Source organism: Flammeovirga sp. SubArs3, from assembly GCF_947387565.1.
In the GTDB taxonomy this organism is placed as follows: domain Bacteria; phylum Bacteroidota; class Bacteroidia; order Cytophagales; family Flammeovirgaceae; genus Flammeovirga; species Flammeovirga agarivorans.
Map to the genome: position 1 here is coordinate 67,238 of NZ_CANDOA010000002.1, position 24,794 is coordinate 92,031.

Here is a 24,794-nt window from a genome sequence, read left to right on the forward strand (position 1 = left end):
TGTTACATAGTATAGCATAGTTTGACATGTTTATTGCTGTACGTTGTTTATTTATTGTTAAACCTAGTACCAGAGTTATCATCGCATAGATAGTTTTGGTAAACTGAAGGTGCTTCATCGCCTTCTTAATATCATTTTATGAATTCTACCCTTAATTCGACGCAGCTACTTTATGGAAACAGAATTGAGCTTGACAAAGAACAAAGCTTCTGGAGAAAAGTAAAGTTTGCTACAGCCTTCTTTTTATTCTTTGCATTATTGCAATTGTTTTTTTTGAAATCGATCGTCGCTATACTTTTACCTGCATTAGGTACAATAACAGCCTTTATTTTATTCTTTCTTAGGGGCAAAGTTCATTGGACAACAATCAGTAAAATATACTTTGCGACGCTTTCTACTGCACTTTTTGTGTTTACATTGGTCTCTGGAGGGACAAAATCTCATGCAGTAGCTTTATTGGCTGCTATTATGGTTTCTACCTATTGGTTCCTGGGTAAGAAAGTGAGTAGGATGTTCCTTGGTTATATCTCTTTTTTGATTTGTACGATATTTTTTATCGAATTTATCAATGAAGGTCCTCTATTAGATCCGTTATCAAGAGTTGAGCAATTAGTGTTTAATATGTTGATTGATCTGAGTATTTTATTGAGTGTAAGTAATGATGTAAGGGCTATTGATTTACAATCCTCTTTATTTCAGAAGAAACTTCAAAATAATTCAGATGAATTAGTACAGTTTGGAGAGGAACTCTCGCAGACAAACGAAGAAATAAATGCTCAAAAAGAAGAAATAGAATCTCAGAGAGATGAAATTGAACGACACCACATGAAGTTAAGTAAATCTCATGAGCATGTCACCGATTCTATCCGTTATGCAAAAACAATTCAAATGGCATTGCTGACTTCTCAAGATGAAATGGAGAAGATCTTTGCAGATGTAAGTGTTTTGTTCAAACCTAGAGATCATGTTTCTGGAGATTTTTACTTTGCCAGAAAATTTGAAAATAAAACAATCATGGTCGTGGGTGACTGTACAGGTCATGGAGTACCAGGAGCGTTATTATCTATGGTTGGACTTGAGGCACTTGATCGTTTAGAAGAACTCCCAGAATCTCCAGCTGAATTATTAGAACAATTGGATGGTTACTTCTTTGAAAAGTTGAGACAGTCGCATAGAGATGGAAATAAAGATGGTATGGACATCTCTGTTGTATTCTTAGATAATGAAAATCATCTATCTTATGCTGGAGCAAAAGGTAAAGCAATCTTACTTGATAGTAATGGAATTTTACCGTTAAAATCAACCAATAGATCAATAGGAGGTTCATTCATTCGAAGAAGAAACTTTGAAGTGACAAAGATGAAAATTCAGCCGGATACTATGATTTGTCTGTATACCGATGGTTATGTGGATCAAAATGGTGCGAATGGGAAAATAGGTACACTAAAATTCCGAGAGATTTTACAAAATTACTACCTCAAGTATACAAAAGATTGTATTGAGGGATTAGATAGCTATTTGAAAGCTGAAATGGAAGGATATGATCAAAGAGATGATATCACAGTACTTTTAGCTGTAAATAATTAGTTCTTTATAAAATAAAAAAGAGTCCTTTTCTAGTGTGAATGATTACTAGAAAAGGACTCTTTATTTTTTGAAAGTTAAACTATTGTTTAATTACTTTCAGAATAAATTTATTTTGTTCGTTATCACTTACCTTGATAATGTACATACCTGGAGTAAATGATGACATATCGATACTTTCACTTTGCTTAGCAGAAGTAAAAGAATCTACTTTTTTACCGAAAGCATCAAAAATATAAACCTGATAGATACCTTTCTGCTTGAAGTTTAATGATAAAAGATCTTGAACAGGGTTAGGGTACGACGATAGTAATTGTTGTTCAAGGTCGATGGCTGTAGGGTTTTCGTCATTATCTCCGTCTTCACCATCATTACTATTACGATAGGTTACTGTAAGTCTATCAGATCGAACGGATGTGTCATAATCGTCATTGTTTAATAGACGTAATGATTTCAGGCCTTTATCAAGGTCTTCATCATATAAATATTCAAAGCTACCAATATTGAATATATTTAATAACCACTCATTAGATAATGTATATTCATTACCATTGATCATTTGAGCATTACACCAACAATCAGGGTCGTTATCAGTGATACTCGATAGAGTGAAATCATATATTATAGCATCAGTTCCTTCGCTATCAAATTCGATTTCAATAACCATGTCTTCGTTAATATCGGCACTATCTCTTAATGCAACTACATTTTGTATTGCCGGAACTTCAGCAAGTAGTTCATCCTCAGATCTAACAAAGAAGCCTTCATCAGTATAAATAACGAAGTGATCACCAACTTTATCTACTTGTTCTACTTTAGGGAATTCTACCTCACCATCAACAAGATTTCCAAGCCCCTTATTTCTAAGTACAAAATCTAACTCGTCACCTGTTTTAGCTACCTTGACTCCAATACCATTTTGGATAACTAGGTCTTCATCCGCATATAAAACAATTGATCTAGTAGAATAAACCGAATCTTGTAGTGCTTTTAGTGAATCATCGTCGCTTAAATATTTGAAGTATCCTCCTGCATTTATACTCGCTTGTAGATAGTTTCTATCAGAATTTTTATGAATACCTTCGAAACGATAAAATGCATATAAATGGTATTGAGATTCCCACTCAACACCTTCGTTATCTGAGGTGTTAATGTAAAAGCTAGTAGAAGAAACTAATTTATCTTTTGTAGATGTAACGATAAGGTCAGATCCACCAATACCTGTTGAGGCATTTAGCCAATTAATTTCATCAAGTTCTGTTTTGATAATGCTTGAACCATTAGATACAAATAGTTTGTTATTGAAGTCCGTTGCTGAATTGATCCCACCTCTATTGCCTTCAGATTTGTAGATCTCATTCCAAGTATCTTCACCATCTTTTTGGATATAGACATTATATTCATTCCATAACACTTCATACTCACCTACAGTAAGTGAATTTGTAAGATAGTACATTGGAAAATCTTCATAATAGTTCAGTTCATTATTGTCGTACTCATAATATCCATTATCAGTAGAGATATAATATTTACCTTTCAACTCAAAAGAACCATTTATTTCTAGATCATTGAACCCAGTATTTAAAAATTCTTCATCTGATGCTTTTACAACACCCTCTTCTGTACCAAAAACCAATTGGTCTGTATAGAAGATTGTATTAATATTTTCCACCCCGATTGTTTCAGGAGTTTCCCAATTTACAGCTGTCGTACCTGAATAAATAAATTTACCTTCATCAGTGATACCGTATAACTTGTAATCTTTTTCAACAATATGCTCTACAATCGCATCACTTTCTCCTTGGGCTAAACTCCAAGCAAAACCTAATGAATGTCTTGTACCTGAGGTCGAGTTAACAATTAAATTACCGCTAGCATTGATCATTGAAACAACTTCAACACCTAATTCAATTTTCCATTTGTCCTCTTCATTTTCAGCGTCAGGGTTGTATTTATATAATCCTGAAGCGGTACCTCCGTAGATAGTGTTATCAATAAAAGAAACACCCGTAAGTGTTTCACGGTTTCCAATATTTTCTAACTGATCCCAGTTTGCTCCAAAGTCTGAAGTTGTGAAAATTAATTCATCAGTGTAAGCTACTAACGTACCATTTTCAAGTAAAAAGAAACCATTGATGTGTCCACCAAGGAATACTCTTCCCATTTGAGTCCAAGAGTCGCCATCCATTGGTTTTCTATAAATATCATTTCCAGTACCTACAAATAGATAATCTCCAGTACAAATGATACCATCAACGCCGTCATCAGAAAAATCGAAATCGTTTTTTACCCATTCACCATTTTCTTGGTGGTAAAGGCTTTTTGTTGTACCTGCCCATAAGACACCGTCACAATCGTAGGCAAGGTGGTGTACATCAGCATTATTAGGCAGTTCAATTTTACCCCATTGAGAATAGGATAGGTGCGACATGAAAAGGCACACCAAGAGAAGCTTGATTTTGTTCATTTTTAGATTTTAATAGTTTGATTATACAATAGCTTGAAATGAGTGATAAGAAGGGGTCTTATCACAAAGTCGTGTCAGTTCCTTATTTCAATGCAATAGTTTGATTTTAATCGCCTTAATAGTCTGCTCTTGTCGAAGCAAAAAATAAAAGGAATTTATTCTACATCAAAAATAAAATAAATGCCTTTTAGTGTAATATGTTTAGTCGAAGTTCTTAAGGTAAAATGTCACCTACCGCTAATAATGCTTCCTCAGTAAGAGGTTTAGTGATAAATTTAATGACATATTCGTTGTTTACAATTCTTTCGATGTCTGATTCATTATCAGAACTAGATAGAATAGCAATTTTACTTTTTTGTTTAAGCTCTTCGGGGAAATTTTCAAATTCGTATAGGAAAACAAATCCATCTACAATTGGCATATTGATATCTAGTAAAATTAAACTAGGCAATGTACCATTAGTATCAAGACGCTCTTGCAAGAATTCTAAAGCCTTTTTTCCTGAGTTTTTAATGACAATTTCGTCTGCAAATTCCGTTAGTTCAATAATTCGACTATTGATAAAGTTATCCGTATCGTTGTCATCAACGAGTAATATAGTTTCTATTTTCTTGCTCATGTCTAGATTATGAGAGTTCGTGCTTTAATTTTGAGTTAAGCTGAAGTACGTTCAAATGAAGTTACTAAATAAAAATACAAAAAATTTGATTAAATAGAAGTATAGATAATCATTAAAAATAAACCTGAGTAACTTTTTCTTCAGCTGCCGTAAAAATAGTTTCTAAAAAATTGTATTGAAAATAAAACCCCTTGATCTATAAAAATTTATTATGACCAAGAGGTTAATTTTATTTTTTCCATTCTACAATGGCATCTGCAATTTTTCTATCATTGGCTAATCGGGGTACTTTATTTTGCCCACCAAGTTTACCAATTGACTTCATATAATGCTGGAATGCTTCTCTTTGTAGTGGAGTAATGACTAGTGTTCTACAAATACTGCCTGTGATTAAATCATCATAATATGTATTTAATTCTCTAAGCTTATGATCTAATGTTAAAGAGAACTTTTCAATATTATTGGGTTCATTTTCAAAAGAAATTAACCATTCGTGATAAGGTAATCCATCCGTCGGGTTGACTTGAGGAGCAACAGAAAACTCAGTGATTTTTACTTCTGAATGTACTTCTAATGCATGTTTCATGGCTTTTTCTACTTCTTCACCAATAACATGCTCGCCAAATGCAGAGATAAAATGCTTGATTCTTCCTGAAACGATAACTCTATATGGATCTTTTGAAACAAACTTTACGGTATCTCCAATAGAATATCCCCAAAGACCGGCGTTAGAGTTAATTATCAATGCATAATTTTTTCCTATTTCAACTTCATCGATACGTAACCTTGTAGGATTATCATTGAAGTATTCATCTGTTGGAATAAACTCAAAGAAGATACCCGAGTCTAGCTGCATTAATAATCCTTCTTCAGTCTGTGTATCTTGAAAAGCAAAGAAGCCTTCTGAGGCAGGGTAAGTTTCTATAGAAGGAATAGTTTTACCTATGGAATCGAAAAGTTTCTTTCTGTAAGGTTCGAAGTTAACGCCACCATAAATAAACATATCGAAATTGGGGAAAACCTCTGATATAGACTTTCCTGTTCTCTCTATGATACGGTCAAAGTACATCTGTACCCAAGGTGGAATACCTGAAATTAATGACATATCTTGAGCAATAGTCTCATCAATGATATGTTCTAGCTTAATCTCCCAATCCTCGATGCAATTGGTGTTATAACTAGGCATCTGATTGGTTCTTAAATAACCTGGTACATGGTGATTGACAATCCCTGATAACCTTCCAGAAAGGATATCGCCAGATTTACCCAATACAGGGCTACCAGATAAGAAGATTAGTTTTCTATCTAAAAAATCGGCATTACCAGTTTCATGAATATAATTCAGCATCGCATTTCTAGCTGAATTGATATGATTTGGAATAGAATCTTTGGTTAAAGGAATATATTTTGCACCAGAAGTAGTTCCGGATGTTTTCGCAAAATACTCTGGTTTTCCCTTCCAAAGCACATCGTTTTCCCCTTCTATAATTCGATTAATGTAAGGCCGAAGATCTTCGTAATCGCAGATTGGTACTTGCTTTTTAAAGTCTTCGTAATTTTTTATATCTCCAAAGTTATGATCCTTTCCAAAAGCGGTATGATTAGCCCCTTGGATCAAACTATTAAATACATTTTCTTGAGCAAGGCTTGGGTTATTTGCCCATTCCTTTTGCTTTTTTACAACATAAGCAGCAAAAGGTTTACTTAAAAAAGATCTAAATCCCATAGGAAGTCTTGTTTAAAAAATTAATGTGGTTTAGCATTCGGTTCCACATGAATCAAAACATCAGCAATTTCATTAAAATCAGCTTTTAGTGAATCTTTAACGTCATGTGCTATGTCATGCCCTTGGCGAACAGATAATTCTCCGTCAACAATAATATGAAGATCGACATAGAATTTAAAACCCATTTTACGAATGTAGCATTTTTCTGTGTCGATAACCCCATCTACTTTTATACTTTCCTGTTTTACTTTTTCAATGAAATCATCATAAAGATTCTCATCCATAATTTCACCAAAGGCAGGCCTAAAAAGTAGATAGCTATTGAATAATATAATTCCTACAGCGAAAAGAGCAGCCCAAGAGTCGGCTGTTTCATATCCTTCACCGCCGAAAATTGAAATACTGATCCCGACAAATGCTGATAATGAAATAAGTGCATCACTTCTATGATGTCCCGCATCAGCTTCTAAAGAGGAGCTATTCAGTTTTTTACCTCTATAAAGAACATATTTATATAAACTGTACTTTATGATGATAATAGACCCTAGTACAACCAACGTAAATTTTGAAGGTGTTTCTGTATGTCCATCTAGTATTCTTGTGATACTTTGTTGCCCAATAATTAATGCAGAAGTAATTAAAAAACCAATTGTGATAAATGTTGCTATCGGTTCAAATTTACCATGACCGTAAGGGTGGTTTTTATCTGGGGCTTTTGTAGAAAAATTTAATCCTACTAAAACAACAAAGGAAGAAATGATGTCGGCACAAGATTCAATGGCATCAGCGATCATAGCTTGTGAATTACCAATGATACCTACAGTTCCTTTAGCAACGGTGAGAATAAAGTTTCCAATAATGCTCATCCAAGTTGTTCTAAAGGCTTGTTTTTTTTCTTCCTTTGAAATCATAGACTACAATTTTCTTTCTGCTTCTTGGAGTAGATCTTCTTTATTGATCGGTACTACACCTACATGTTCACAGACTAAACCACCACCAAGGTTGGCTAAACCTGCTACAGTTTCCATGGGTAAGCCTACAGCTAACGCCAAAGAAGCAATAGAAATAACAGTATCACCAGCACCAGATACATCAGCGATTTCTCGTTTGTGTGCTGGAATATGAGCATCTTCAGAATGGTTAGAAATATACACACCATGCTCAGATAGAGTTACCATTGTGTGTTCATTGTCCATTTTTGCTTTAAGTTCTTTTGTTGCTGCTTTCACTTCATCGATCACATCACCATCGAAGTCGAATTTTAAACCTTCTCGCATTTCTTTAAGGTTAGGTTTAAATAAGGTAACACCAGCGTAGTCGAGGAAATTTCTCTTCTTTGGATCTACAGTGGTCGGTATATTATTCTCTTTTGCAATTGCAATGACTTCTTTGATTAAGTGAGGGGTAATAACTCCTTTATCGTAATCCTCGAAAATAATAACATCAGCATCTGTAGCTAGTTCCTTGATTTTTTCGATGAGTCGATTACTTTCTTTATCAGAAAGAGGAGCTGCATTTTCGTTATCAATACGTAAAACATGCTGAGCACTAGCAATAACTCTATGTTTTACTGTAGTCACTTTTTCATCAGATTGTAAAATACCCTCTTTTGAAATATTCAGTGAATCACAAAGGTTTAAAAAGGTGTCAGCTTCAGCATCTTGACCAATAACTGAACAGATAATTGGAGAAGCACCTAAAAAATGAAGGTTTTTCGCTACGTTGGCAGCACCTCCCATTCTAGATTCTTTTTTCTTTACATTGACGATAGGCACAGGAGCTTCTGGAGATATTCTATCTACATTACCCCAGATGTATGAGTCAATCATCACATCACCAATCACCAATGCTTTTAGACCATTAAATTTGTCTAATGCCTCTCTAATACTCATTTATATTGTTTTTTGATGGGTCTAATAAAGAATAGGAAAGCCATTAGAATAGTACCTAATAACTTTCCTACGAATATTTCAATTACACTAATTTACTTAGTGCTTCTTTAATCTTTTTCACCGCCTCTACTAATTCTTCATCAGCAGCAGCATAAGAAATACGAATACAGTTTGGAGATCCAAAGGCAGCACCAGCTACTGTAGACACATGTGCTTCATTTAAGAAAAACATCGCCAAGTCGTTAGAATCCTTAATGACTTCTCCATTAAAAGATTTACCAAAATAAGCACTGAAATCTGGGAAGATATAAAATGCTCCTTGTGGTAAGTTGGTTTTTACTCCTTCAATTTCATCTAGTAACCCTTTAAGTAGGCCTCTTCTTCTTAGATAAGCAGATTTCATTTCTTCAATTACATTACCTCTATCTCCTTTCAGAGCGGCAATACATGCTCTTTGTGTAATTGTATTGATACCTGAAGTAACCTGTCCTTGAATTTTAGTACAAGCTTTTGCCAAATGAAGTGGAGCACCGATGTATCCAATTCTCCATCCAGTCATTGCAAAACCTTTTGAGAAACCGTTAACTACAACAGTACGGTCTTTTACATTCTCGAACTGAGCAATACTTACATGCTCGCCACCAAAGTTGATGTATTCATAAATTTCATCAGAAACGATATAAATATCATCATGTTTTGCTACTTCATCAGCAATTTCTTTCAATTCTTCTTTTGTAAATACAGTACCTGTAGGGTTACAAGGAGAAGAGAAAAGAACAGCTTTTGTATTTGGAGTAATTGCAGCTCTTAATTCTTCAGCAGTTACTTTAAAATCATTTTCAATGCTACCCGAAAGGATAACAGGTGTACCACCCGCTAAATGAATCTGATCAGTATATGATACCCAGTATGGAGAAAAAACGATCACTTCGTCTCCAGGGTTTAGGATACTAAGCATTACATTGGCTACAGAGTGTTTTGCACCCGCAGAAACTACAATGTTTTCAGCCTTGAAATCAAGACCATTTTCCTTTTGGAATTTTTCAGCAATAGCTTCTCTTAACTCAGGGTAACCTGGTACAGGTGGGTAAGAAAAATATTTTCCCTCATCGATAGCGGCTTTTGCTGCATCCTGAATATATTGAGGAGTTGGAAAGTCAGGTTCTCCTAGGTTAAGTTTTATAACGTTAATTCCCTTTGCTTGTAGTTCTCTAGCTTTAACGGCCATTACTAGTGTTGCAGACTCAGTGATGTTATCAAAACGGTTAGATAACGTCAACTTACTTTCTGTTTGCGTTCCCATCCTGTAAATTAAATTTTTGATTATTCTGACTAACAGAAGAAATTCAATGAATTCTAATGTGATATTAGAGTGCGAAAATAATGTTTATAACGGAGAGGAACACAATTTTAGATCATTAAATAAGATGATTTCACTTATTTGGTGTAAAGAATGGGTTCTGAGCAAGATTTTTCGTCTACAACAAAAACGATATGATGTCTTGGTTGGAAGAGTTTTGTATCGACAGAGTAGACCTCATCGCAATAAAAGACTTTCAATTCATAGTCTTTTCTCGGTAATGATATCGCTGTAATTTTTTTTGTATGAAGACTTACAATAAGCCCATCTTGATCATGAATTTCTAAATGCAAATTATTTATATGCTGTGCATCATGATTTATCACTTCAAAAAGCAGCTTTGTTTCTTTTATGTGATGTGTATCTGTAGAGAGAAGTGATAAAAATAAAGTAGGTAAAAGAAAAAGGAAGTACATGATAGTAGTATTTAAGGTTTAATAGAGAGGTTACTATAATGTACTAAAAATCAGTGAAATAAAAAAGGTGCTTCTTTGTAGGAAGCACCTGATTTTGAATATCTTATATACTATATATTAATCAAAGTTAGTAACATCTAATGGTGTGTCAGCAAATGTACCATCCGTTACTTCAACATTACCATCTTCACCATAAGCTTTGAAGCTAAACGTACCAGAAGCTTTATCATTTTCAATCTTAGTGAAATTGAAAGTGATGTTTCCAGCAAGATCTAAGTTGGTTACAATATCTAATGCTGTTGCTCTTTGTACTGTAACATCTTTTTGTGCAGCTAGAGCAATCACATTTGTAAAACTTTGGCTGTCATTGTATTCTACAACTAGATCGTATAAGTCTTGAGCAGAAACATTGCTTAAGTACAATGCACCTCCTAAACCTTTGATCGGATCTGTTGCAATTCCTGGTGCAGATGTAAGATTAATTTGAATACCTTCTGAAGTACTAAATAAATCTGTATGCATAAATGCTAAGATAGCTGTACCTTTTACATCAAGAGCAGTCAATTGAAAATCGAAATCAGCAAAATATAATGCAGTAGAGTTTCCTGTTACTCTATACCCCGCGTAGTTACTAAAATCTTTTTCAGTGCCATCGACTACTGCAGTGGCATCACCAAAATCTAAAAGTGCATCAGCAATACTATTAGTCACTTCATCAACAGCATCGCCACATGATGTAAACATAAAAGCAGAAATAACAGACAGGAAGAATATTCTTAGTCTCATAGTGTTAATATTAATTAGATTAAAAAAATGAAGTAACCCTATTTAATAATAGAGTTACTTTAATGACAGTTGTTAAATGATTGTAAACAAAAATAGTGCTCTTTTTTTAAGGACGGACAGCATTTATTAAAAATAATTCTGTTCCAGCTATATTGTATTGAAGAGAGAGTTGGCCATTATCGCTAATGCTTCCTGTAAGAGTAGCATTATTATCTTGGCTAAATGCTTTTGTTAGTCGGAAAGAACCATTTTCTTGGTTTCCTTCTACAGTTACATCGTAATAAGTAGTTTGAAGTAAATTGGCAGTTGATGTGCCAAAAGAAACTTTAGCTGTCGTGATAAGGAAGTCAATTTTTACTAAGCGATCATCAGTCTTTGTAATGACGATTTGATCAATATCAGCTTTAGGAGTAATATCCGCCTGTCCTTGTCCTGTTTTTGCAGAAATTGAAGTGACCTGATATGTACCTTCTACCGCAGATGCAGTATTTGCAATATCGTCAGGTTCACAAGAGAATAGGAAAAAAGAAAAGGTGAATAGTATAGTGCTAAAAGTGATGTATTTATTCATTTGATATCTATGGGTTAAGTGATGGAAAGAGAAGTTATGTGATTGAATTAAATTTACGCATTTATAATGACAATAAATTGTATTATTCAAAGAATGTATTATAGATATTAAAACCGTTAGTCTCTATTAAATGTTTTGGCGAAACCTATGTTTTTTGCACTCTGTTAAAAAAAACTAAGAAGTCTTTTCAAAAAGCATAGTTGTGTGATCAATATCATTTATATAAGTGCTCAGTAAATGTATATTTGTCGCATTGTTTATTACTATAGAAAAATCGGAAAATTCAGTTAACATGAACAAGAAAACAATCTTAATGATCTTAGATGGTTGGGGAATCGGTCCTGATCCTAAAGTTTCTGCTATCGATCAAGCAAAAACTCCATTTATCGACTCATTATATACAAAATATAAGCATAGTAAATTAGAAGCTTCAGGTTTAGCAGTTGGTCTTCCAGACGGTCAAATGGGTAACTCTGAAGTAGGGCACATGAACCTAGGTGCTGGTCGTGTTGTTTACCAAATGCTTGTTCGTATTAACCAAGCTGTAGCAGACGGTTCTATTGCCGATATCGCAGAATTAAAAGATGCGTTTAATTACGCTCAAGACAATAATAAGAAAGTTCACTTTATGGGATTGGTATCTGATGGTGGTGTTCACTCTCATGTCAATCACTTAAAAGGACTTTTATCAGCAGCAAATGCAGCAGGTCTTTCTAAAGATCAAGTATTTGTTCATGCATTTACAGATGGTCGTGACTGTGACCCTATGTCAGGTAAAGGTTTTATTGCTGATGTAGAAAAGCATATGTCTGAGACTACAGGTCAATTGGCTTCAGTAGTAGGTCGTTACTATGCAATGGATAGAGATAACCGTTGGGAAAGAGTTGCTTTAGCTTACAATGTTATGGTAAATGCTGAAGGAACTAAAGTAGACAACGTTGACGCTGCTATTCAAGCATCATATGACGAGGGCGTAACAGATGAATTTATCAAGCCAATTGTTAACACTGTTGATGGTGAGCCTGTTGCTAAAATCGAAGAAGGTGATGTAGTATTATGTTTCAACTTCCGTACTGACCGTGGTCGTGAAATTTCTCAAGCGTTATCTCAAAGAGATATTCCAGAAGGAGGAATGAAGAAGTTGGATATCAACTACATTACAATGACAATGTATGATGAGACTTTCAAAGGAGTGAAAGTTTTATTCCATAAAGATAACTTAACGCAAACTTTAGGAGAAGTTTTAGAGAGTGCAGGTAAGAAGCAAATTAGAATTGCTGAAACTGAAAAGTATCCTCATGTAACTTTCTTCTTCTCAGGTGGCCGTGAAACTGAATTTGAAGGTGAAACTCGTTTATTAGCTCCTTCTCCGAAAGTAGCTACTTACGATTTACAACCTGAAATGAGTGCTTACGATATCAGAGATAAAATTGTTCCAGAATTAGAGAAAGAAGACGTAGACTTCGTTTGCTTGAACTTCGCTAATGCTGATATGGTAGGTCATACAGGTGTATTCGAAGCTGCAGTAGCTGCTTGTGAAGCAGTAGATGCTTGTGCAAAAGCTGTTGTTGAAGCAGGTTTAGACCATGGTTATTCATCTATCGTAATTGCCGATCATGGTAACTCAGATGTGATGATGAACCCTGATGGATCTCCAAACACTGCACATACAACTAACTTAGTACCTTGTATCTTTGTTGATCCTGAGTTTGATGGTGAAATCAAAGATGGTAAGTTAGGTGATATCGCTCCAACAGTATTAAAAATTGTAGGTGTTGATCAACCAGAAGAAATGACAGGTGTTAGCTTAATCTAAGTAACTCCATCATAAATATTTTAAGAGCCACTTTCTAATTATATAAGAAAGTGGCTTTTTTATTGTTGTTATTAATACAGAATCATAATGTATTCTTTAACTTAGTATACTCATACATCATTCACTTTTACGCTACATTTTAGAACATGTCAGATTTAGGGAAAGTAATATCTATTGTTAATCAAAAAGGAGGAACAGGAAAAACGACAACAACAACAAACCTTGGCGTAGCTTTAGGAAAGTTGGGTCGTAAAGTCTTATTGATTGATATGGATGCTCAAGGAAACATGACATTTCACTTCGGATTACAGAATGAATATGTCAAATCCATGTCTCATGTTTTATTGGAAGGTGAAAAACTAAAAAATATTGCGGTAACAAAAGAAGAAGTAGATATCGCACCTGCCGATGTTTCATTAGCAGATGCAGAATTATCCATGGTTACTGCAGAAGGGAGAGAATTTATTTTAAAGCAGGCGATCAAAAAAGCAAGATCAAAGTATGATTTTATTCTTGTTGATTGTGCCCCGGCATTATCCATATTAAGCATTAATGCATTAACAGCCTCCGACCATATTTTGGTTCCTCTACAAATGGAAGTCTTAAGTATGCAAGGCTTATCACAGATATTAGAGACCGTCTTCCAAATTAAAGAGAACCTTAACGAAGACCTTACGATTTTAGGTATTCTTCCTGTGATGTTCGATACAAGACGAACAATTACAATGGAAATTCTTAATCATATTAAAGAGAACTTTGGTATCCGTGTTTTAGAAAATAATATAGGAATAGATGTAAAATTGGTAGAAGCACCTTCTTTTGGAAAATCTATCTTTGAATATGCACCTTTATCAGCAGGAGCAATGGCTTATATGCGAGTTGCTAGAGAATTTTTGTCGATTTTACCTAAGTAAATTTAATTTTATAAAGTAAAGAATATAATAAATCGAAGACTAACTATTTGTAAGGAACAATTGTTTAAAAAAAGTCGTAAATTATTGAATAAGCATTTATATATGTCTGATATATAAGTGTTTGTGATTCATTGAATTTTATTGATATTATCGATTATTGCTATAATAATCATGTCCTTTTACTCGTTGGAGGAATAAAGTTTAACTGTTGTATTACTTAAGGTAACTACCCATTATCAAGCGATTCAGGGTTTGAAAACTGTTACATCATAATACTTAATTTATACCCAAATAACTATCTATCTAAATGGCACTTGGAGATAACATTAAGAAGGATCGTCTACTTAGTAGAGATGATGCTTCAGCTGGAAATGGCCGTCCAAAAAAACTACATCAAGACTGTGATGAAATTAAAGTTGAAGTGAAACAATTAAAGCAAAAGCTAAAAGCATTAGAAAAAACTGCTTTGCTTGTTGAAACTTCATTAGACGGTAAAATTCTATCATGCAATAAGCAATTCGCAAATACTTTTGGTTACTCAACCTCAGAATTACTTAAAGAACCGTTAGCGAAACTATTATCACCGGATACACCTCAAAATTTTGCTGATAGCATTTTTTCAATTGTTGAAAAAGGTGAAGTATATACCGGAACCACAAAACATATTACCAAAGAAGGTAAAGATGTTTGGTTGGAAGTTACCATCTCTCCAATTATTGATGAACATAAACGCCTAGAAAAGTATATAATGCTTGGCATGGATGTTACTGATTTAATGGAAAGAGAGGAAAGGTTTGCAGATGTACAGTCGGAGTTGGATTCCAGAATTAATATCTTCAATACTGCAGCACTAGTTTCTGAAACAGATTTATATGGTACTATCACTTTTGCGAATGAGACATTTGCCAAACTTTCTGGGTTTACACAGGAAGAATTGATAGGAAAGCCGCATAGTGTTGTAAGACACCCAGCTAATCCAAAATCATTATTTAAAGAATTATGGGATAAAGTACAGAATGGACAAATGTTCCAAGGTACTTATCGCAACTTAGCTAAAGACGGTAGCCACTATTGGGTGCAAGCGACGATTGCACCCGTTTTAGGGGCTGACGGAAAACCAGTAAAATATATCGGGGTTCGTTTTGATGTTACCAAACAAATGGACCAAGAAAAAGAAATGGAAGCTGTTCAGGAAGTGATTTCTGAGTCCACAGGTGTATTGGTAATGGACTTGGATGAAAATATTCTTGAGGCGAATCCATTAATCACAAATATCTTAGGCTATCATTCTGAAAGTGAATTAATAGGGAAATCACATAGTGACTTAATTCCTGATGAACCTACTCATCAGGCAATGGATAGAGAAAGGAAAGCCAATCTAAACAATGGTAAGTTCTATAAAAATACCTTTAAAAGAATAGATGCTAGAGGTAATGTAAAATGGCTGGAAGGTACTTACAATGTTGTAAAAGATTATGAAGGTAATAACAATAAGATCATTGTTTACTTACAAGATGTAACTGCCAGACGTTTAGCCAATGCTGATAATAGAGGTAAAGTAGCTGCGATTGATAACAGTTATATGCGTGTTGAATTTGACCTTGATCGTCATATTCTCGACTGTAATGATTTATTTTCCGAAGGTGTAGGTTTTTCAAAAGACGAACTGATAGGATTAGATCATATCAATTTAGTGGATGAGGAATATGGTAAGTCTCAAGAATATGCTGATTTCTGGAATAAATTAAGAAATGGCGAATTCGATAAAAACGTTTATAAGCGTAAAGTAGCAGGCGGTAGAGAGGTTTGGTTACAAGCTACCTATAACCCTGTAAGGGATCAGGATGGTAATATATATAAGATCGTAAAAATCTGTGAGGATGTAACTGCTAGAAGATTAGCCAACTCAGATAATAGAGGTAAAATTGCCGCGATCGACAACAGTTACATGCGAGTAGAGTTTGACTTGAATCGTTGTATTTTGGATTGTAATGATCTATTTGCTGAAGGCGTTGGTTTCTCTAAAGATGAACTGATTGGTTTGGATCATATTAATCTAGTAGAAGAGAAATATGGTAAATCACAAGAATATGCTGATTTCTGGAACAAGTTAAGAGCAGGTAATTTTGACAAAAACGTCTATAAACGTAAAGTAGCAGGAGGTAAAGAAATATGGTTACAGGCCACTTATAATCCAATAAAAGACCAAGAAGGCAATGTTTATAAGATTGTAAAGATCTGTGAGGATGTAACTGCTAGACGATTGGCGAACTCAGATAATAGAGGTAAAATTGCCGCGATTGACAACAGTTACATGCGAGTAGAGTTTGACTTGAATCGTTGTATTTTAGATTGTAACGATCTATTTGCTGAAGGTGTTGGTTTCTCCAAAGATGAGCTGATTGGTTTGGACCATATTAATTTAGTAGAAGAGAAATATGGTAAATCACAAGAATATGCTGATTTCTGGAACAAACTGAGAAATGGTGAATTCGATAAAAACGTCTACAAACGTAAAGTAGCAGGCGGTAAAGAAATATGGTTACAGGCTTCTTACAACCCAATAAAAGATCAAGAAGGCAATGTTTATAAGATTGTAAAGATTTGTGAGGATGTAACTGCTAGACGATTAGCGAATGCTGATAACAGAGGTAAGATTGCTGCAATCGATAATAGCTATATGCGAGTAGAGTTTGACTTGAATCGCTGTATTTTGGATTGTAATGATCTATTCTCACAGGGTGTAGGTTTCTCTAAAGATGAATTGATTGGTTTGGACCATATTAATTTGGTAGAAGAGAGCTATGGCAAATCACAAGAATATGCTGATTTCTGGAATAAGTTAAGAGCAGGTAATTTCGATAAGAACGTTTATAAGCGTAAAGTAGCAGGCGGTAGAGAAGTTTGGTTACAAGCCACTTATAATCCAGTGAAAAACCATGAAGGTGAAGTTTATAAAATTGTAAAGATCTGTGAGGATGTAACCGCTAGACGATTAGCGAACGCTGATAACAGAGGTAAGATTGCTGCAATTGATAATAGTTATATGCGAGTAGAGTTTGATCTTGACCGTCATATAATAGATTGTAATGACATTTTTGCAGAAGAAGTAGGTTTCTCTAAAGAACAGCTTATTGGATTAGATCATAAAAATCTAGTAGGTGAAAGTTACGGTAACTCAAAAGAATACGAACAATTCTGGAATAACTTAAGAGCGGGTAACTTTGATAAGAACGTTTATAAACGATTTGCAAATGGAGGTAAAGAAATTTGGCTTCAAGCAACCTACAATCCGGTAAGAGATCAAGAAGGAAACATTATTAAGATCGTAAAAATTGCTGAGAATGTAACGGATCGTCGTCTTAATAACTCAGAAAATAGAGCGAAAATTAAAGCCATTAATGAGGTACAAGCAGTAGTAGAATTTGACCTTAATGGTAATATTCTAGATTGTAATGATCTGTTTGAAACAACTACTCAATATTCAAAAAATGAATTAGTTGGCAAACACCATAGAATGTTGGTAGAAGATAGCATGGCTAATTCTATCGAATACGAACGCTTTTGGGATAAACTGAATCAAGGTGTAAATGATGAAGGAGTTTACCGAAGAGTTAGAAAAGATGGTCAGATTATGTGGCTTCAAGCTACTTACAACCCAATCTTTGACTTGAACAACAATGCCTATAAGGTAATTAAATATGCTACTGATATTACCGATCAGGTAGAAACACAAAGAAGAGCAGAAGCACTGAAAAATGAGTTGGAATCTAGAGTAAACGCCTTCAACTCAGCAGCCTTAATGTCTGAAACGGATTTACATGGTACTATCACTTTTGCCAATGAAACGTTCGCTTCCTTATCAGGTTATACCGTTGATGAATTGATAGGTAAACCACACAATATTGTAAGGCACCCGTCAACCCCTAAGGAAACATTTAAGGAATTATGGGCGACAATTCAATCAGGTAAGGTATTCAAAGTGAAATACCGAAATAAGAAGAAAAATGGCGGATATTATTGGGTAGATGCTACCATTGCACCAGTGTTGGATGCTGAAGGGAAGCCGGTGAAATTTATTGGTATTCGATTCGATATTACCAATCAAATGGAACAACAAGTAGAGAAAGATGGTATTGATGCTGCGATTTCGAAATCATCTGGTGTACTTGAGTTTACAATGGATGGAGAAATATCATCAGCCAATGATACAGTATTAGAGATGCTGGGGTACAATGAAGGTGAACTATTAGGAAATCCTCATGATACTTTAGTTCCGGTTGACCAAGATGCTACGATTAGGAATAAAGAACTCTGGGCGAAGTTACAAAAAGGTCAATATACTGTAGATTCATTCAAGAGGGTAACTAAAGATGGTCGAGAAATATGGCTGGAAGGTTCCTACAACCCAATTCAAGATTATGATGGGAACTATGTGAAAGTAGTAGCCTATTTACAGGATATTACTTCAAGACGTCAACAAAATGCAGATAATAGAGGTAAAATTGCCGCCATTGATGCATCGTATATGCGTGTTGAGTTTGACTTAAAAGGACACATCTTGGATTGTAATGATATCTTCTGTGAAAATACGGAATACAGTAAAGAAGAACTTCTAGGATCGCACCATAGTATGTTGGTAGAACGAGCTTATGGAGAGTCTGCAGAGTATAAAAACTTCTGGGAAAAACTAGGTCGTGGTGAGTTTGATAGAAATGTCTATAAACGATTTACCAAGTCAGGAAAAGAAGTGTGGTTACAAGCTACCTATAACCCTGTAAAAGATCATGATGGTAATTTCTATAAAGTTGTAAAAATTGCCGAGGATGTAACCGCAAGACGATTAAGTAACGCTGAAAACCGAGGTAAAATAAATGCGATTCTTAAAGCCCAAGCATCTGTTGAGTTTGACCTGAATGGTAATATTCTGAATTGTAATGATAATTTCTTAGCTACAACAGGATATCGACTTGAAGAAATACAAGGGAAGCATCACAGTATGTTTGTTGAATCGAGTTATGCTAGCAGCTTCGAGTATAAAAACTTCTGGGAGAAGTTAAGGCAAGGAGAGTTTGATAATGGGGAGTATAAGCGAATCAATAAAGCAGGTGAAGAAATTTGGCTGCAAGCAACATATAACCCAATTGAAGATGCGGAAGGAAACATCTTTAAAGTAGTGAAATACGCTACGGATGTAACAGAGTTTAAAACGGCATATAATGCATTATCTGATTTCCTAGATGAGTTAGCCAAGGGTAATTTTGATGCCAAGATTGATTTAGGAAACATCAATATGGACTCAGATATCGGTAGAATGATTGATAATAACCGATCACTTAGAGATAATCTGAAAAACTTTATTGATGAAATTAATAAGGTAGTACATATCGCCGGAGATCAAGGCAAGCTAGATGAACGTTTGGCGATTGAAGGAGCTCAAGGAGCATGGAAAGATTTATCAGATGCATTTAATAACCTGTTGGAATCCATCTCCAATCCAATTCTTGAATTCCAGGACTTAACGAAAAACCTATCTCAAGGGGATTTATCGAAACGATTTACTGGAAATGCACAAGGGGATATCAAGCAAATGGCTGATGGTCTAAATGAAGCCTTGGATAATTTACAGACCTTACTATTAGAGATTGAGAACATGTCCAATACGGTAGCGAGTTCATCAGAACAGATGAAAGACAAGTTCGATACGATGGACAAATCAACAACTACAGTGGTCGATGCGATTCAAGGAATTTCATCAGGTATGTTGGAACAGGTAGCAAGAACGGATGAATCTTCGAAATTGGTTGAAGATATTTTATCAGCCGCAGAAGATACAGGTAATAAAGCACATGTCATTAACCGATCAGCTGAATCTGGTATGGAATCCTGTCAGAACGGTATGCAAATCGTGAAGCACTTGGTAGAAAACATGAATGCGATAGAAAACTCCGCAGGGTCTACATCAGGATCGATTGAGGTATTAGCCAAACGATCTGAAGAAATTTCTAGAGCACTGACAGTAATTACTGATATCGCATCCCAAACGAACCTACTAGCCCTAAACGCAGCAATTGAGGCCGCAAGAGCAGGTGAAGCCGGTAGAGGTTTCGCAGTAGTAGCGGAAGAGATTCGTAAGCTTGCTGAAGATTCAAGACAATCGGCTGGTGGTATTGAGAAGGTAATTCAAGATGTTCAAAAAGACGTTGGATTAGCTACTAAAGCCATTGATAAAATGGAAGAAGCGGTACAAGTCGGTAATGAAGCAACGAAAGATGCATCGGAGGTATTCAAAACTATTTTGGATTCTTCTGAAGAAACTCTGAATCTATCGAAAGACGTATTAGAGGCAACAGATACTCAGAAATCATCTATTGATTCCGTTGTTCAGAACATTGAAAAAATTGTTGTTGTTTCTGAAGATACTGCAGCTGGAACCAAAAACGTGGCAGGGGTTGCAGATGAAATGTCTGGTTCAGTAAGAGAAATGGGTGAAACATCCGACGAGCTTAATAAAGTGGCATCTCAACTGAAATCAGGTGTAAGTAAATTCAAGTTGAAATAAGAAAATAGCTATGCGGGGTGTGTAGTTGTATACACCCCGTATTATCTACATTCATAAACTATTGACGACAATTATGAATCTGGAAGAACCAAATGAGTTACCATCATCGAATGATGATAAAATGGCTTCTGCTGTTGAAATGAACCGCATAGAAACGGAGCAAGAGAAGAAAAGTAATATTATCGTTTTTAGACTTGGCGAAGAAGAATACGGTTTACATATCGATCAGATCAAAGAAGTTGTAATAACTCCTAGAATAACGAAAGTGCCTTTAACTCCATCATATGTAAAAGGAGTGGCTAATATCAGAGGTAATATTCTAGCCATCATTGACCTAGAAGATAAATTCTCTCTGAATAGAACAATTAGCGAAACTAGTGGATATACTTTAGTAGTAGAAAGCCATGAGTATAATATGGCAATTTTGGTTAAGGATGTACCGAATACCTTATCCGTTGCCGACACAGACATAGACTACTCACCATCGGTAGTAGCAGATATGCAAGGTGAACACGACTATATCAACGGTATCATTAAAATTGATGACCGTCTGATTATATTAATTGATATTTTTAAGATCATCACAAAAGAAGATTTAAAACCTGTAATAGGAGCATAATTGTTCTTTGGTGATGTAATTATTTTAACTCTCATTATCATGGGCAAAAAAGTTTTAATCGTAGATGACTCTTTATATATGCGTTCAATCATAAAAGATGCATTGGAGAGTGAAGGCTATGATATTATTGGTCAGGCGTCTAATGGAGTAGAAGCCATTGACCTCGCTTTAGATTCTGAACCAGACTTAATCACTTTGGATAATATTTTACCAGACATGTTAGGGTTGGATATACTGAAAACACTAAAAGAAGAAGAGCTGGAATCCAAAATAATAATGATTAGTGCTGTAGGTCAACAATCTGTTGTTGACGAAGGAATGAATCTTGGTTTAGATAGTTACTTAGTAAAACCATTTACGCCAGAACAACTAACAGAAGCAATCAATCAAATTATGTAACAACTGTAACTGTTACAAAACACCCAATTTTGCTGTAACGGATGAAAGAAGAAGAACTTAAACAGATATTTTTAGCAGAGGCACAGGATAGCTTTGAAGAATTGAACCGTTTGTTTACTCAGCTGGAGAAAAACCATTCCGATAGAGAAGCAATCGAAGCAATCTTTAGAATCATCCATACGATCAAAGGAAATGCTGCTGCCATGGGTTTTGAGGATGTGGCTTCTATTGGACATCTGTTGGAAGACATCTTCAGCGAAATCCGAAAAGGAAAAATTATATTAACCTCAATGGTTTTCAATGATCTTTTTAAAGCTATCGATAAGCTGGGAGAAATGATTGTTGGTATCAAAGAGGATAAAAAAGTACCCTATAAAGGACTGAGGGCAAAACTAAAAGTTATACTCAGAAACCTAAAAGGCGAAATTGAATTTGAGGCGACCCAAGGTGGAGAATCATCAGAAGAAAAAGATCAGGCTTTAGATGAAATTCTTTCTCAGAAAAAAGAAATATCGGAAGAACATAAAGAAGAAATATTAGCATCAGAACAACCTGTTCCTATTGGAGTACCACTGGCTGAAGAATTTAAAGAAGAGAGTTCAGATAAGAAATCGAAAATAACCTTCTCTGATTTTGTTCAAGTACCTGTAAGTAAACTAGATACTTTACTTAATTTAGTAGGGGAATTAGCGATAGAAAAAGACAGGATTATTGCTCAAGGCGCTAGTATTGGTGCCACAAATGAATATACTCGCCTTTATAGAATTACATCAGATTTACAATACTCTGTAATGGGGGTAAGGTTAGTTCAGGTAGGTGCATTATTCCATAAATTTCATCGTATCGTAAGAGATGTAGCAACATTAGAAGGGAAAAAAGTAAACCTTCAGTTGGAAGGAACTGAGATTGAAATAGACAGAAATGTTTTACAAATTATTTCTGATTCTATGATTCATCTGGTTCGGAATGCAGTCTCACATGGTATTGAAAGCCCTGAAGAAAGGATCAAAAAAGGCAAAAATACAGAAGGAACAATTCTTCTTAGAGCATCATCAGATAAAGAATATGTAATCATCGAGGTGATCGATGACGGTAATGGAGTTAATGTTGAGAAAGTACGAAAAAAAGTGCTTGAAAAGGGATTAGCCACACATGATGCTTTGAGTACTTTATCGGATGATGATATTGTAAAATTCATTTTTGAACCTGGGTTTTCTAGTGTAGATAATGTAACCTCTGTCAGCGGCCGAGGAGTCGGGATGGATGTGGTAAAAAAGGCGGTTGATGCTGTAGGTGGTAAGATCAATACAAAAACTGAGTTAGGAAAAGGAACAACATTCAGTTTAAGCTTACCAAGTTCTATGGCCGTAAAATCAGCTCTTCTGTTTGTTATCAATGAAACAGAATATGCTATTCCATTATCTTTTACTGAGGCTGTAATCTCTGTAAAAAAGTCAGAAATACACAAAGTCGGCAACGGCTTAGTCACTTCTCACTTAGAAGAGACAATATCTGTCATGTTTTTACGTGATATATTTGAGTGCAAAGAACCAGACGATTTAACAGCACCACACTTATTGCATAGAAGCTTCGACGAAATTGATGATCATGAGTCGAAGATTAATATAGTTGTAGTTTCGGTAGATAACAGAATGATAGGTTTTGTTGTTGATAGGTTATTACAACAGAAAGAAATTATTGAGAAACCTTTAGGAAAACCTGTAGAAAATGCTCGCTTTATCAGTGGAGCAACAATTTTAGGAAATGGAAATGTATGTTTAGTATTAGATGCAAACGACATTTCAGAGTTTCTTTTTAAACCTGTTTTTGCTACAGTTTAACTATAAAACGAAGAAAAAAGATTGTCATGATTCAATCAAAATTTTCAGTTGAAAACTCATATCTAATTAACGATATCACAAATATTGCCTTAGGAAATGTAGCAACTGCATTGTCTAAAGTATTAAAAGATGAAATACTGGTACGTAATGTCCAAGAGGTAACAGACCTCAAAAGTGATCAACTTTTAAGAAAAGATTATAAAGGAGATCTTTTTGTCTTAACAACTGATATCATCGGTGATATGAAAGCAGAGACAATGTTGATTATCCATAAAGATGATGAGCAAGGTATTATTGAAAAAATTCTACCTAGAACAGAATGGGGAAAAAATGAAATGAGAGAGGCGATGTTATTAGAACTTGATAATATTCTAATTGCAGCTTTTGTTACAAAATTGGCCAACTTATTCAACAATACAATTTATGGTCATGTCCCAGGAGTGAAAGAAATGACACAAGAGAAGTTTGATGCTTATATTCAAGAAAGAGAACAAGGAATGACAGCTTCTTATGCCTTAAGAGCAGAATTAGGAGCATTCAAATCCAGAATCAATATGGAATTGATTTGTCTGTTTGATGAAACACTGATTCCGGTGGTCAATAGTTTTGATATGGAAAAAGCATTTGTGGGGCATCAAGAAGAATCAAAAGGTGAAGATGCTAAAAAAGGGTTCTTCCAAAGTCTATTCGGGTAAGCTTAGAACATACTCAGTTGTTCTTGCCCATATTTAGTGTGACCTTCATGTTGTAATAACCACTTTTTTCTTCCTATTCCACCAGCATATCCGGTTAATGAACCATCACTACCGATGACTCTATGGCAAGGAATAGCCAATGCTATTGGATTTTGTCCATTGGCAGCACCTACAGCCCTTATAGCTTTAGGATTACCAATTCTCTCAGAAATATCTAAATAGGATACAACTCTACCATACTGTACCTTACAGAGTTCATTCCATACCTGCTTTTGGAATGGGGTACCTTGTAAATCAATGGCAAATTCAAATCCTAATTTACTATTCCCATTAAAATAATTATCCAACCATTCAATGGCGTCCATTGTATGTGGGTTAGGACGATCTTGTTGAATAGATTCATCCTCGTCAAGAAAACGGATTCTTGAAACACCTCTTGGAGTTGCTTCTACAAGCATTAATCCTAGAGGTGTTTCAATATAATCCCTGAAAGTTGTTTCGCTCATCTGAAATATAACTTTCTATTG

General features: G+C 35.0%; 18 protein-coding genes. 8 read left to right on the forward strand and 10 right to left on the reverse strand.

The window, feature by feature from the left end; genetic code table 11:
• Positions 1-138: 138 nt before the first annotated feature.
• A complete protein-coding gene (locus QL232_RS04795) occupies positions 139-1,587 on the forward strand; it encodes a SpoIIE family protein phosphatase (RefSeq protein WP_281613304.1) in 1,449 nt (482 codons plus the stop codon).
• A 79-nt stretch (positions 1,588-1,666) separates the two neighbouring features.
• Here QL232_RS04795 and QL232_RS04800 read toward each other — a convergent pair whose 3' ends face one another.
• The 9 genes from QL232_RS04800 to QL232_RS04840 form a co-directional block, all read right to left on the reverse strand.
• On the reverse strand, positions 1,667-4,051 hold the full coding sequence (locus QL232_RS04800; RefSeq protein ID WP_281613305.1) for a T9SS type A sorting domain-containing protein: 2,385 nt from the start codon (positions 4,049-4,051) through the stop codon (positions 1,667-1,669).
• Between the two features lie 214 nt (positions 4,052-4,265).
• Positions 4,266-4,670 carry a response regulator gene (locus QL232_RS04805; RefSeq protein WP_168880321.1) on the reverse strand — a complete coding sequence of 135 codons (405 nt, stop codon included), beginning with the start codon at positions 4,668-4,670 and terminating at the stop codon, positions 4,266-4,268.
• A gap of 229 nt (positions 4,671-4,899) precedes the next feature.
• On the reverse strand, positions 4,900-6,396 hold the full coding sequence (locus QL232_RS04810) for a GH3 auxin-responsive promoter family protein (protein WP_281613306.1): 1,497 nt from the start codon (positions 6,394-6,396) through the stop codon (positions 4,900-4,902).
• Between the two features lie 20 nt (positions 6,397-6,416).
• A complete protein-coding gene (locus QL232_RS04815; RefSeq protein WP_281613307.1) occupies positions 6,417-7,307 on the reverse strand; it encodes a cation diffusion facilitator family transporter in 891 nt (296 codons plus the stop codon).
• A gap of 3 nt (positions 7,308-7,310) precedes the next feature.
• The gene (locus tag QL232_RS04820) at positions 7,311-8,288 is read right to left on the reverse strand and encodes a bifunctional ADP-heptose synthase (protein ID WP_168880324.1); all 978 of its coding nucleotides are present in this window, start codon (positions 8,286-8,288) and stop codon (positions 7,311-7,313) included.
• An 82-nt stretch (positions 8,289-8,370) separates the two neighbouring features.
• Positions 8,371-9,591 (reverse strand): pyridoxal phosphate-dependent aminotransferase, encoded by a 1,221-nt coding sequence (locus QL232_RS04825; RefSeq protein WP_281613308.1) that lies wholly within the window; start codon positions 9,589-9,591, stop codon positions 8,371-8,373.
• A 134-nt stretch (positions 9,592-9,725) separates the two neighbouring features.
• Complete coding sequence (locus QL232_RS04830; RefSeq protein ID WP_281613309.1) at positions 9,726-10,064, reverse strand: hypothetical protein; 339 nt, start codon at positions 10,062-10,064, stop codon at positions 9,726-9,728.
• A gap of 117 nt (positions 10,065-10,181) precedes the next feature.
• Positions 10,182-10,850 carry a hypothetical protein gene (locus QL232_RS04835; RefSeq protein ID WP_168880327.1) on the reverse strand — a complete coding sequence of 223 codons (669 nt, stop codon included), beginning with the start codon at positions 10,848-10,850 and terminating at the stop codon, positions 10,182-10,184.
• Between the two features lie 106 nt (positions 10,851-10,956).
• A complete protein-coding gene (locus tag QL232_RS04840; RefSeq protein ID WP_281613310.1) occupies positions 10,957-11,421 on the reverse strand; it encodes a hypothetical protein in 465 nt (154 codons plus the stop codon).
• 292 nt (positions 11,422-11,713) lie between these two features.
• Between QL232_RS04840 and gpmI the strand changes: the two genes are divergently transcribed.
• The 7 genes from gpmI to QL232_RS04875 all read left to right on the forward strand — a co-directional run bounded on the left by gpmI (position 11,714) and on the right by QL232_RS04875 (position 24,267).
• A complete protein-coding gene (gene gpmI / locus QL232_RS04845) occupies positions 11,714-13,237 on the forward strand; it encodes a 2,3-bisphosphoglycerate-independent phosphoglycerate mutase (RefSeq protein ID WP_281613311.1) in 1,524 nt (507 codons plus the stop codon).
• Between the two features lie 146 nt (positions 13,238-13,383).
• Positions 13,384-14,151: a ParA family protein gene (locus QL232_RS04850; protein ID WP_168880330.1), complete on the forward strand. Its 768-nt coding sequence runs from the start codon at positions 13,384-13,386 to the stop codon at positions 14,149-14,151.
• Between the two features lie 307 nt (positions 14,152-14,458).
• Positions 14,459-20,713, forward strand: a complete 6,255-nt coding sequence (locus tag QL232_RS04855; protein ID WP_281613312.1) for a PAS domain S-box protein — start codon at positions 14,459-14,461, stop codon at positions 20,711-20,713.
• 73 nt (positions 20,714-20,786) lie between these two features.
• Positions 20,787-21,332: a chemotaxis protein CheW gene (locus QL232_RS04860; RefSeq protein WP_168880332.1), complete on the forward strand. Its 546-nt coding sequence runs from the start codon at positions 20,787-20,789 to the stop codon at positions 21,330-21,332.
• Positions 21,333-21,371: 39 nt separating this feature from the next.
• Positions 21,372-21,731 (forward strand): response regulator, encoded by a 360-nt coding sequence (locus QL232_RS04865; protein ID WP_168880333.1) that lies wholly within the window; start codon positions 21,372-21,374, stop codon positions 21,729-21,731.
• A 41-nt stretch (positions 21,732-21,772) separates the two neighbouring features.
• Positions 21,773-23,572: a chemotaxis protein CheA gene (locus QL232_RS04870; protein ID WP_281613313.1), complete on the forward strand. Its 1,800-nt coding sequence runs from the start codon at positions 21,773-21,775 to the stop codon at positions 23,570-23,572.
• A gap of 26 nt (positions 23,573-23,598) precedes the next feature.
• Positions 23,599-24,267 carry a hypothetical protein gene (locus tag QL232_RS04875; RefSeq protein ID WP_281613314.1) on the forward strand — a complete coding sequence of 223 codons (669 nt, stop codon included), beginning with the start codon at positions 23,599-23,601 and terminating at the stop codon, positions 24,265-24,267.
• Between the two features lie 2 nt (positions 24,268-24,269).
• Here QL232_RS04875 and QL232_RS04880 read toward each other — a convergent pair whose 3' ends face one another.
• A complete protein-coding gene (locus tag QL232_RS04880; protein WP_281613315.1) occupies positions 24,270-24,773 on the reverse strand; it encodes a methylated-DNA--[protein]-cysteine S-methyltransferase in 504 nt (167 codons plus the stop codon).
• Positions 24,774-24,794 lie beyond the last annotated feature (21 nt).

Coding starts and splice junctions, on each gene's coding strand:
- QL232_RS04805 (WP_168880321.1), bottom strand. CDS start 4,670: ATGAGCAAGAAAATAGAAACTATATTACTCGTTGATGACAACGATACG.
- QL232_RS04880 (WP_281613315.1), bottom strand. CDS start 24,773: ATGAGCGAAACAACTTTCAGGGATTATATTGAAACACCTCTAGGATTA.
- QL232_RS04830 (WP_281613309.1), bottom strand. CDS start 10,064: ATGTACTTCCTTTTTCTTTTACCTACTTTATTTTTATCACTTCTCTCT.
- QL232_RS04835 (WP_168880327.1), bottom strand. CDS start 10,850: ATGAGACTAAGAATATTCTTCCTGTCTGTTATTTCTGCTTTTATGTTT.
- QL232_RS04820 (WP_168880324.1), bottom strand. CDS start 8,288: ATGAGTATTAGAGAGGCATTAGACAAATTTAATGGTCTAAAAGCATTG.
- QL232_RS04865 (WP_168880333.1), top strand. CDS start 21,372: ATGGGCAAAAAAGTTTTAATCGTAGATGACTCTTTATATATGCGTTCA.
- QL232_RS04810 (WP_281613306.1), bottom strand. CDS start 6,396: ATGGGATTTAGATCTTTTTTAAGTAAACCTTTTGCTGCTTATGTTGTA.
- QL232_RS04800 (WP_281613305.1), bottom strand. CDS start 4,051: ATGAACAAAATCAAGCTTCTCTTGGTGTGCCTTTTCATGTCGCACCTA.
- gpmI (WP_281613311.1), top strand. CDS start 11,714: ATGAACAAGAAAACAATCTTAATGATCTTAGATGGTTGGGGAATCGGT.
- QL232_RS04840 (WP_281613310.1), bottom strand. CDS start 11,421: ATGAATAAATACATCACTTTTAGCACTATACTATTCACCTTTTCTTTT.
- QL232_RS04795 (WP_281613304.1), top strand. CDS start 139: ATGAATTCTACCCTTAATTCGACGCAGCTACTTTATGGAAACAGAATT.
- QL232_RS04855 (WP_281613312.1), top strand. CDS start 14,459: ATGGCACTTGGAGATAACATTAAGAAGGATCGTCTACTTAGTAGAGAT.
- QL232_RS04850 (WP_168880330.1), top strand. CDS start 13,384: ATGTCAGATTTAGGGAAAGTAATATCTATTGTTAATCAAAAAGGAGGA.
- QL232_RS04870 (WP_281613313.1), top strand. CDS start 21,773: ATGAAAGAAGAAGAACTTAAACAGATATTTTTAGCAGAGGCACAGGAT.
- QL232_RS04875 (WP_281613314.1), top strand. CDS start 23,599: ATGATTCAATCAAAATTTTCAGTTGAAAACTCATATCTAATTAACGAT.
- QL232_RS04860 (WP_168880332.1), top strand. CDS start 20,787: ATGAATCTGGAAGAACCAAATGAGTTACCATCATCGAATGATGATAAA.
- QL232_RS04815 (WP_281613307.1), bottom strand. CDS start 7,307: ATGATTTCAAAGGAAGAAAAAAAACAAGCCTTTAGAACAACTTGGATG.
- QL232_RS04825 (WP_281613308.1), bottom strand. CDS start 9,591: ATGGGAACGCAAACAGAAAGTAAGTTGACGTTATCTAACCGTTTTGAT.